Raw genomic sequence first — 9677 nt, 5'->3', positions numbered from 1 at the left:
CCTGTAGGATGTACTGCCAATATTATACCATATTAACGCGGTGAATGGATAAAGAAACATACGAATAAAAAAGACTGCCGACAAGGGGTTTGTCGACAGTCTGGGGAGAGGGAGTCCCCTCCCTCTCCTCTTTTTTCGAAAGAAGGGATGACATGTTTGCCGATCGCATTGTTGGTGTAATCCTGATTCTCATTTCGGCCGGTCTGCTCTATTCGCTCAAAGGGGCGACCTTCGAAGCATCTATTTTTCCCTCCTTTTTTCTGGTTTTATTGATCGTTTTGAGCAGCTTATTGGTGATCAAGCCGTCGGGAAGCAAATTGACATTTGACAACATCAAGGGGTTGCTCATCCAGTTCGCCTTGATCCTTCTGTATTTGTTTGCCCTGCCCCGCATCGGTTTTATCATTTCCACGCTGTTTTACCTGTTCATCGCTATCTATCTGTCGGGTTATCGCAAGTGGATCCACAACATCGTGACGACTTCCTGCCTGACAATATTGCTGTATTTCATCTTTGCCCGCTATCTTCATGTCAACTTGCCATAAGCGTCTCTTGGAGGTTGAACTCCTTTGGAAGCGTCTACAATTTCGCTGATCCTGGACGGATTGCTTAACAGCCTGACCCTTTACAATATCCTGATGATGCTGATCGGGCTCGCCCTGGGCGTTTTCTTCGGAGCGCTCCCCGGATTATCCGCCACAACGGGAATGGCGCTCCTGCTTCCGATTACGTTCGGACTTCCCCTGGAAGGCTCGCTGCTCATGCTGGGAGCGGTCTATGCCGGTGCTCTCTACGGAGGGAATATTTCAGCGATTCTCTTGGGCATTCCGGGAACGGCCGCCGCCCTGCCCACAACCTTCGACGGCTTCCCCATGACAAGACAGGGAAGATCGAAAGAAGCTTTGCTTTACGGTTTGTACGCGTCGGCGTTCGGGGGTCTAGTAAGCGCTTTCATTCTGCTATTCCTGACCCCAGTGATCGGCAAGTTCGCCTTAAAATTCGGAGCGCCGGAAATTTTGGCCTTGGCGCTGTGGGGGTTATCCACCGTATCCGGCGTCACCGGTAAGAACGTACTGAAAGGACTCATCGTGGCGGTGATCGGACTGATCGTGAGCTCCATTGGCACTTCTCCGGTGGGCGGGTACAACCGCTTCGTTTTCGGCGTTCCCCATTTGCTCGCCGGCCTTGGCCTTGTGCCGCTTGTGCTGGGCACGATGGCCTTGCCGCGGGTGTTCGAAGTGTTCGACCAGATGAAAAAGCAGGATGAGTACTTCCTCAAATCCAACGTACGAAAATGGTTCCTGAAGCCAGTCGAGCTGATCCAGTACTGGGTGACCTTCGTCAAATCGGCCATTATCGGTGCCATTATTGGGATCGCGCCGGCGGCGGGGCCTTCCATCGCATCTATCATGAGCTACAATGAAAGCAAACGCTCTTCCAAAAATCCCGAATCCTACGGAAAGGGCAATCCGGAAGGCGTCGTTGCCAGTGAAACGGCGAACAGTGCGTCGGTTGGCGGGGATCTGGTCCTGACCCTGTCGGTCGGAGTCCCGGGCAGCGCCGCGTGCGCCGTCATGCTGGGCGCTCTGATCATGAAAGGCATCCAGCCCGGCCCGCTGCTGTTGAAAAACTCTCCCGTAAGCGCCTATACCTTCTTCATGGGATTTATCATCGTGAACCTGCTCATTTTTCTTGTCGGGCATTTATATGTACAGATGGGCTCCTACATTCTGAAAACGCCGCTTGGCGTGCTGGGCCCGGCCATTTCCGTCATTTGCTCCATCGGAGCCTATACGGACACCAATGACCTGTTTGGTGTCCAGGTGATGATTATTGCCGGGGTTATTGCCTATCTGCTCATCAAGCTCGATTTCCCGATCGCCCCGTTTCTATTGGCGATCATATTGGGTCCGCTGATTGAAGCGAACTTTTGGACCGCCTATTACATGACGGGGGGCGACCTGTGGTCTTTCTTCAAACGGCCAGTATTCGATGCGATTCTTATCCTGTCCGTTCTCACGTTCGCACTCCCTGTCCTGCTTCAAAAAAGAAAACGTGCCAGTGGCTGACGTGGGCGCATTTGCACGGACTGAACGCTCCTCTCAATCCATTGAGGGGAGTTTTTCTGTATGCCTTTGTTTGAGCTGGGAAAGCCCATCACAAAGGAAGCGGCCAAGTTCCAGGCGAGCCGGGCGGCCGTATGGTTCCTTCTTTAATGAAAAATCGGAGCATATTGCCATCAACGCGCTTCGAAACGGCGGGGACAACCCGAAAAATCACGACGCTTACGGTTGACCTTCACATTAATGTGAACGTTTATCATGGGGATCGTGGAAAACCTTTTTCGGAAAGGAGAATAGCCATGATCTCCGTGATCGGCCTTGGCAACATGGGCGAGGCGCTGGCCCGCGCATTCCTGCGCAAAGGCTATCGTGTGACCGTCTGGAACCGGACCGCCGCGAAAGCGGACCGCCTGGCCGCCGAAGGCGCGAGACGCGCGGAATCCGTCGCGGAAGCGGCGGAAGCCGGCCGTTTCGTCGTGGTCTGCGTCACGACATACGAGATTGCACACCGGTTGCTGGAACCGGCACAAGCGCCCTGAAGGACAAAGTGTTGGTGAATCTGACCAGTGGAACGCCGTGAGAAGCGCGCCGCACGGCGGAGTGGGCGTCGGCGCACGGCATTCCGTATCTGGACGGTGCCATCATGGCCGTCCCGTCCATGATTGGCGGAGCGGAAACCCTGATCTTCTATGGCGGCTCCAGGGAAGCCTTTGAACGATCCCGGCCGATACTCAGCGTTCTCGGCGGGAATGCCGTGTATCTCGGGGAAGACCCGGGAGTTCCCCTGGTCTACGATCTGGCGCTGCTCACCATGCTGTACGGGGCTTGGTACGGCTATTTCCACGCGCTGGCCATGCTGCGGACGGCCGGCGTTTCCGCCGCCGCCTTTTTGCCCTATGCCGAAACCTGGCTGCGGCACGTGATCGCCCCCGCCCTGACCGATCCGCGGGAAGCCGCGGCGCTCGATGCGGGAAACTTTGCCACGGACGAATCCAATCTGACCGTCAACTGCCACGCGCTGAACCACATCGTAAACGCAAGCACGGAAGCGGGCATCCCGGCCGACTGGCTGATCCCGATCCGGCGGATCGCGGCGCAAAAAGTGGCGGAAGGCTACGGTCAAGACGCGTTCACGCGGGTATTCGAGGCCATCGCGCCGCTACCTTTTGGCCAGGGTTAGGGCGATTTGCCTTTCGAGGCGCCGCTTCAGTTCCCTCAGCGCTTCGATCTGCCGGTTGACGGCGTCCAGTTTGCTCTCGTAAAGGGCGAGCATTTCCTCGCAAAAGGCGTAATCGTCGGGCGCGGCCACTTCCTCGTCGAACAGCATCCGGATCTCATCCGTGGTCAGCCCGAGCTTCAGGTAGAGCCGAATCGCCCTGACCCGGTCGACGGCGGATTCGTCGAATTCCCGGTAATTGTTTTCGCGGCGACAGGCCGCAAGCAGCCCCTTTTCCTCGTAATGGCGGATGGCCCTGGGGCTGACACCCGTCAGACGCGACAATTCGCTGATTTTCATGGGCACGTCCTCCCGGAAGATGATCGATCATCCCCCGCAAGGAACGGCTCCCCTCCTTCCTGACCGAGGGGAGCCTTCCTCTTTACAGGGGCCCCGTTTCAAGCGGTGCCCGACCGGGTATTCGCCGCATGGTTGATCCAGTGTTCGAGGTTCCCGATCGCTTCCTCCACGTCTCCGATGTCCAGCCAGGCGGGCTGGCGATCGCCCGGGATCTGCATCCGGAATTTTCTCCCGTTCAGCTTCACCCGTCCCAGCTGCTTTCCGCCGAGGGCGAAATGGATGGTCCGGTCGGAAAGCACGCTGAAGACGAGTTCGCCGGGGATTTCCCGTTCGCGGAGCTTCTCCCTGAGCTCGGAGACGAAACGCTTTTCGTGGTCGTTGAAGGTCTGAAGCAGCTGATCCTGCCTGATCCGCTGTTGTTCGCGCAATTTCTCCCTGAGATTCAGGCACCGCTTGAGGACTTCCAGAATCACGTCGCAATCGGTGACCGCCCGGTTTGCCGCCGTGGTGATGCCCAGGTGGCTCTTGACGGCTTCAAGCGAGAGTTCCGGCAGATTTCTGGGCAGGGTTTCCCGGACCAGATCCTGCACGTCGTAATACGTCACGGCGGGAATTTCCAGACCGTTTTCCGCGAGCGCCACATGAAGAAACTTCAAATCGGATTCCACGCCAAAGCCGACCACCATGGGCACGTCGTGGATGCGAGCGTGAATCTCGTGGATGACGTCGTCGATTTTGGGCTGGCTTTTGCTGAAACGGTCGACGACCCTGCCGTTGACCACCCGGAGGATGCCGACCTCGAGGAGCCTGCCATACAGGTGGTGCGACCCGGTCTTCTCGATATCCATGATGACAAACTGCTTGGGCAGCTTGTCCAGGTCATCAATTCTGGAGTATTTGAGGATGCCGTATTTTTGGCGCTGCCGGCGCTGCGGACGGGATTCGTCCGTATTGGTTTCGGGTTTCGGTTTTTCCCGCAAGCGTTGAAGCTGGAAAATCGCCACAGCCGCAACGACGGCGAGGATGACCACCAATGCGACAAGAATGGCCGTCAAAGCTCCCACGTGCCGCATCACCCCAAAAGTTCCATCAATGTTCCGCGCGGGAACGTTTGCCAATCTCCCAGGCCGCAAGCCATGGTTCCATTTTATCCCAAGCTTGCCCTCGTTGGGAAGGGTTGGGAGAAGCGATGATACGGGACGGCAAGCTGAAAAAAGGATGACCCGCGGGCAGCCTCTCGAAAGCGGCATCGGGCGGCCAAAACATCCGGAACCCCCGTAAACCGAAAAAAATACGCCGGAGGATAACCACTCCGGCGTCTTGATTGGGTTCGATTCAAGCCCGGCCTCAGCCGATCCGGAATTGATTGACGAGCAGCCGCAACTCTTCCGCCAGTCTGGCCATTTCGCGGGCGGAAGTGGAGATTTCCTCGGCGGAAGCCAGCTGTTCCTCCATGGCGGCGGACACCTGCTGGGTCTGGGCGGCGGTATCCATCGAAATGTTGCCCACCTCCCGGATGTTTGCCGCAACCTGCTCGATCGCCGCGCTCATTTGCTCGGTGGCCGACGCCACTTCCTGGATGCGCAGGGTCACTTCGCTTACGGATTGGTGAATGTCGCCAAAGCTTTGCTCCACCGAATGGATGGCTTCTATCCCCCTGGACGATTGCGCAACCGCTTCTTCCATGGCCAGCACGGTCTGTTCGGTTTCGCCCAGAATGTCGTCGATCAGCGCTTTGATTTGGTCGGACGATTCTCTGGTCTGATCCGCCAGTTTGCGCACTTCCTGGGCCACCACCGCGAATCCGCGCCCGTGTTCGCCGGCCCTTGCCGCTTCGATGGAAGCGTTCAGGGCCAGCAGATTCGTCTGGTTGGCGATCTGCGTGATCACATTGACGATCTGGCGGATTTCCTGCGAACGTTCGCCCAGATGCCGGATCTTTCCGGACAACAGCTGAATGTTTTCGCCCACCGCGTTGATTTCGGAAATCGAAGCGTAGACCGTCTGCGCGCCGGCGTCCGCCTTGCCGGCGGCCTCGTTGGCCAAAGCCGTCGCGTCCTGCGCATTTCCGCTGATGTTGCGGATCCCGTCCGAGATTTCCCGGATCTGGGCCGCGCTGCTTGCGATGTGGCGGGACTGTTCCTCCGTGCCGGCCGTCACCTTCTGGACCGCCTCCGCCACCTGCCGGCTGACTTCCGCCGACTGGCCGGACACCGTCCGGAACTCTTCCGCGGTTGTCGCCACTTTTTCCGATGTCACGCCGATCCGCTGCACCATTTCCTTCAGACGGGCAACCATGACGTTGAAGGCGCCCGCCAGCTCGCCGAGTTCATCGCGGGATTTGAGCACGACCTCCCGGGCGGTCAAATCCCCGTCCGCGATCCTGCGGGCGCTTCCGGCGATGCGCTTGATCGGATTGACCAGGTACCGGATGATGAAAAACGCCGCCACGCCGGAAACCAGCATGCCCGCGAAAATGACGCCGCCGATGTTGAGCCTTAAGGTGTTCACTTTCCCCATGTACTGCTCCACCGGCATGTACGTCAATATGTAGAATTCGTACCTGTCGTGCTTAAGGTAGGAGGCAATATATTCCGTGCCGTCCAGCTTGAATTTCCCGCCGCCCGAACCCGCGGCCCGCATTTCCCCGAAGAAGCCCTGGAGTCCTTCCTGTTCGCCGAAATTCAGGTTCAGCGCCCAATCGGCTTTGTCCGCCGCGATCACCAGCCCCTGCGCGTCCAGAATCAGGGTTCCCATGAGCTGGCCTTCGCTGCTCTTGACCAGGTTTTCCGTGAGCCTGTTGACATCGACCGGGACGACGTGGGTGGACAGAATCCGGTTCGTTCCGCCGTCCAGCACCGAATTGATGATCGGGATGGCCGGTCTTCCCGTGACGGGCGAATACATGTAAGGTCCGGTAGCCAGCCCCGGATTCTCCAGCTGCCGGTAATAGTACGCCTCGCGTTCCCGGTCCATCGCAATGCCCACGGATGCGCCTCCGATGCCGTCGGCAAACACCTTGTCATCATAGGTGAAAAAGATGTTTTCATACAGTCCGTCGGCCTTCCGGAACCGATCCTCCAGCATTTGCGTGAGCTGCCGCGCCTTCTCCGGATCCGCCTGTCCGGTCCTGTTCAGTTCGCGGAAAAATTCCACGGTAAATGGGTCGTTGACCCATACATCCAAAAGGGAGAACTGGGATTCGAACACGAGATCGACTTCGTATTTTTTCTCCATCGCCAGACGGGAAAGCGAATTGCCGGATTCCGTCTCCAGCGCGTCCGCGGCGGTATTGGACGCGTAAAACAGGTTGACGAGACTCGGGGCGAGCACAAAAAAAAGAACGGGGACGATGAATTTGGCAAACAATGTGGTTTTGAATCCGGATTTCCTCACCTGATTCTCTCCTTGTATTTATTGTGACGTTCTGAACCCCGAATAACCAAAATTTCTTATATAAAAAACTTAAAAAACTTAGTAAATCTGAAATTTTCCAATATCCTTTATCCACCATCCCGAACGCCAAGTCAAGGCGATTTCCCGGATGAAATTGAAAGGATTGGTGTTTGACCAATTTGTTGCCTTGAATGCGCCGGCAACCAAAGCCCATGCATCCGGCGCGGCGGCGGACAAATTGTAGCCGTTTGGGGTTGCGATCGCAACCGGCCTGCCGCGGCGCAAAGGCGAACAGGCGGTTGCGAAACCGATCCCCTCGCCACAGGGGTTTTTATCATCGGGATTTCAAATCGAGAGGTTTTTCCCGGGGATCACCTATAATATTTACATGGGCGCGGCAGCCCGAATTTTTGACAAGCGGGGGATAAGAGTGAAAGTCGACGCTCTGGATCATCTGGTATTGACGGTTGCCGACATGGAAAGAACAATCCGGTTTTATACGGACATTTTGGGCATGGAAGCAATCACGTTCGGGAACGACCGCAAAGCGCTGGCCTTCGGTGACCAAAAAATCAACCTGCATCCGTACGGAAACGAATTTGAGCCCAAGGCCCAAAAACCGTGCCCCGGATCGGCGGATCTGTGCTTTGTCAGCACGACGCCCGTGCGGGAATGGCAGACGTTTCTGGCGTCGAAAGGCGTCCCGGTTGTGGAAGGGCCCGTCAAGCGAACGGGAGCGAGAGGACCGATCCTATCCATCTACATCCGGGATCCGGACGGCAATTTGATCGAGATCTCCAATTACGAGAAGCCGGCCGGACAAAGCCGTCCGGATCGGGCGTAAAGAGACGGGATTTGACCGGCGCCGAACGGATGCGAACCCGCCGAACTTCGGGCCATCGGGACGTCTCCCGGGGCGGATCAGGAAACGGTCCTCCCGGGGTGTAAAAGCCCCCGCGGCTAAAGGTCCAGGAGGGAATTTCCAAAACAGGCGCGAAAACTGAAATCCAAAAGTTCCGTCAGCTCGATCCACTGAATTTGCAGCACGGCGGACAACCCTTCTTCGCCCAATCGCCCCCCGGCCTGGGCGGCGACGATGTCGATCCACAGGAACGGGTCCCACGAATCCCGCGAAGCCAGCTGCGCCAACGCTTGCGCCGCCGCGGTTCCCGCAGGGGGCATGGCGCCCGGACCGGCCAGATATTCCTTCGTCCGCTGCGCCAGACGCTCGAACACCGGGTGGCGTCCCGTTCTCCGGAACCAGTACCTGGAATTGTCGTAGTCCGGTTCCATCCGGTGCATGATGCCGTGCCAATAGCTCCCCGTGGCATCGGGGACGCCCTGGGCGAGGATATGGGATTTGTCCAGGCTTCCGTTGCACAGATAGAGGCCGCTGAGCAGCGCCTGCCATGCCGTTCCCGCGCCTCTGTCCGCCGCAAGGTCCTTGCGGAGCTCATCCAGTTCCCGTTCGAAACCGGGGTCGATGATCCCGTCCGGAACCAGTCCCGGCTTGACCCCGCGATTCAGCGCCGACACGGCGGCGTTCATCCAACGCGTTTTCATCCCGTCACCTTCCCGGAAAACCAGCTGTTTTACATATACAGTTTACAACAATGGCGTCTGGAGAATCGACCGTTCTTGCAGCAGTCAGTTGCCAATCTGTGATATTGTCAGGGTGTGTTTGTTCCGTGAAAAGGAAAGCTCCTTCCCCATCATCTGCTCCTCCGCTCCAAGGCCCACCGCACGCGACCGCGCAAGCCCTATGCCAACATGAAGCCTACATGACAATCATGATGGACACCCTCAACAGGGATTCCTTTGTCCCTCTGCACCGAGACCAGCACTTCACACGATCCCCCAACAAAAAAAGTAAATATTTCTTGACGTTTGTAATAATGTGGGTATCATGGGTGTAAACAAAACTTTACACTCGGGGAGAGTTACAACATTTGATCAGGAACAAAGTACAGGAATTGAGAAAAGAAATGCGTATTACGCAAGATGAGTTAGCAAAAGCATTACACGTTACAAGACAAACGATCAATGCGATTGAAAACAATAAATTTAACCCCAGCCTAGAGTTGGCATTTAAAATATCCAAATTTTTTAAAAGGCCCATTGAGGAAATCTTTTTCTATAAAGGAGATGAATTGTATTGAATTCAGAACCTGAATCCGTGATCGTCCGCGGATAGTTTCGGAACCCGGTTTCTGAAACCGGTAATTTTAGTCATTTTTTCTGTGATGGTCGTAAGAACTGGCTTTTTACGATGGCAGAAGGACGCATCATAGCTTGTCAATTCAAATCTATGAATGCCAAACAGACCTGGCGGACGACAGGTCGTTCCAAAGCGTCTCCTGCATCATGTCCGTGTCATGCAAACGCCCGGTAAACCCTCTCCAACACCGATGACCAGGGACTGTGCTTTCCGAAGTTCAAGTATAGACAGCGCGCATGTCGAACAAGCCGGACAGCCATGTAGATGATGTTTTGAATAACGGTTCGGATTCGGCGGCGCTGCACGTTGCCGCGAATCGGCGCGTCGTCTTTGCGCAGGCTTTCCTGACCGATGATACGCAGCAGATTGTAGGCAAACACGCCTGCATGCAGTACGAGATTATTCGTTGCAAATTTGCCGGCGGGCAACCGCTCCAGATCGAGATCCGTCTTGATTTCGCTGTGAAACTGTTCGCTGGTGGCGT

At 56.4% G+C, this 9677-nt stretch carries 8 protein-coding genes and 2 pseudogenes; 5 read left to right on the top strand and 5 right to left on the bottom strand.

Annotated features, from left to right (window positions below):
* The first annotated feature begins 152 nt into the window (after window positions 1–152).
* The 3 genes and pseudogenes from BAA01_12155 to BAA01_12145 all read left to right on the top strand — a co-directional run bounded on the left by BAA01_12155 (window position 153) and on the right by BAA01_12145 (window position 3243).
* Window positions 153–545 carry a hypothetical protein gene (locus tag BAA01_12155; protein ID OUM85578.1) on the top strand — a complete coding sequence of 131 codons (393 nt, stop codon included), beginning with the start codon at window positions 153–155 and terminating at the stop codon, window positions 543–545.
* Between the two features lie 93 nt (window positions 546–638).
* On the top strand, window positions 639–2069 hold the full coding sequence (locus tag BAA01_12150; protein OUM85581.1) for a hypothetical protein: 1431 nt from the start codon (window positions 639–641) through the stop codon (window positions 2067–2069).
* Between the two features lie 293 nt (window positions 2070–2362).
* Window positions 2363–3243, top strand: a pseudogene (locus BAA01_12145) (6-phosphogluconate dehydrogenase).
* Here the strand turns inward: BAA01_12145 and BAA01_12140 are convergent.
* The 3 genes from BAA01_12140 to BAA01_12130 form a co-directional block, all read right to left on the bottom strand.
* Window positions 3223–3579, bottom strand: coding sequence for a MerR family transcriptional regulator (locus BAA01_12140; protein OUM85577.1), 357 nt, complete (start codon window positions 3577–3579; stop codon window positions 3223–3225). The pseudogene BAA01_12145 and the gene BAA01_12140 sit on opposite strands and share 21 nt — an antisense overlap.
* 98 nt (window positions 3580–3677) lie before the next feature.
* Window positions 3678–4652 carry a hypothetical protein gene (locus BAA01_12135; GenBank protein ID OUM85576.1) on the bottom strand — a complete coding sequence of 325 codons (975 nt, stop codon included), beginning with the start codon at window positions 4650–4652 and terminating at the stop codon, window positions 3678–3680.
* Between the two features lie 274 nt (window positions 4653–4926).
* Window positions 4927–6975, bottom strand: a complete 2049-nt coding sequence (locus BAA01_12130; GenBank protein ID OUM85575.1) for a hypothetical protein — start codon at window positions 6973–6975, stop codon at window positions 4927–4929.
* A 430-nt stretch (window positions 6976–7405) separates the two neighbouring features.
* Here BAA01_12130 and BAA01_12125 point away from each other — a divergent pair, with 430 nt between their 5' ends.
* On the top strand, window positions 7406–7819 hold the full coding sequence (locus tag BAA01_12125) for a hypothetical protein (GenBank protein ID OUM85580.1): 414 nt from the start codon (window positions 7406–7408) through the stop codon (window positions 7817–7819).
* A 116-nt stretch (window positions 7820–7935) separates the two neighbouring features.
* Here the strand turns inward: BAA01_12125 and BAA01_12120 are convergent, their stop codons facing one another.
* Window positions 7936–8538 (bottom strand): hypothetical protein, encoded by a 603-nt coding sequence (locus tag BAA01_12120; GenBank protein ID OUM85574.1) that lies wholly within the window; start codon window positions 8536–8538, stop codon window positions 7936–7938.
* Window positions 8539–8960: 422 nt separating this feature from the next.
* Between BAA01_12120 and BAA01_12115 the strand changes: the two genes are divergently transcribed.
* A complete protein-coding gene (locus BAA01_12115) occupies window positions 8961–9134 on the top strand; it encodes a transcriptional regulator (protein ID OUM85579.1) in 174 nt (57 codons plus the stop codon).
* 214 nt (window positions 9135–9348) lie between these two features.
* Here BAA01_12115 and BAA01_12110 read toward each other — a convergent pair.
* Window positions 9349–9677: pseudogene (locus BAA01_12110) on the bottom strand (transposase).

The organism is Bacillus thermozeamaize, from assembly GCA_002159075.1.
GTDB classification, from domain to species: domain Bacteria; phylum Bacillota; class Bacilli; order ZCTH02-B2; family ZCTH02-B2; genus Bacillus_BB; species Bacillus_BB thermozeamaize.
The sequence above is the reverse complement of the archived record's forward strand: the minus strand, read 5'-3'. Positions and strand labels throughout refer to the sequence as shown.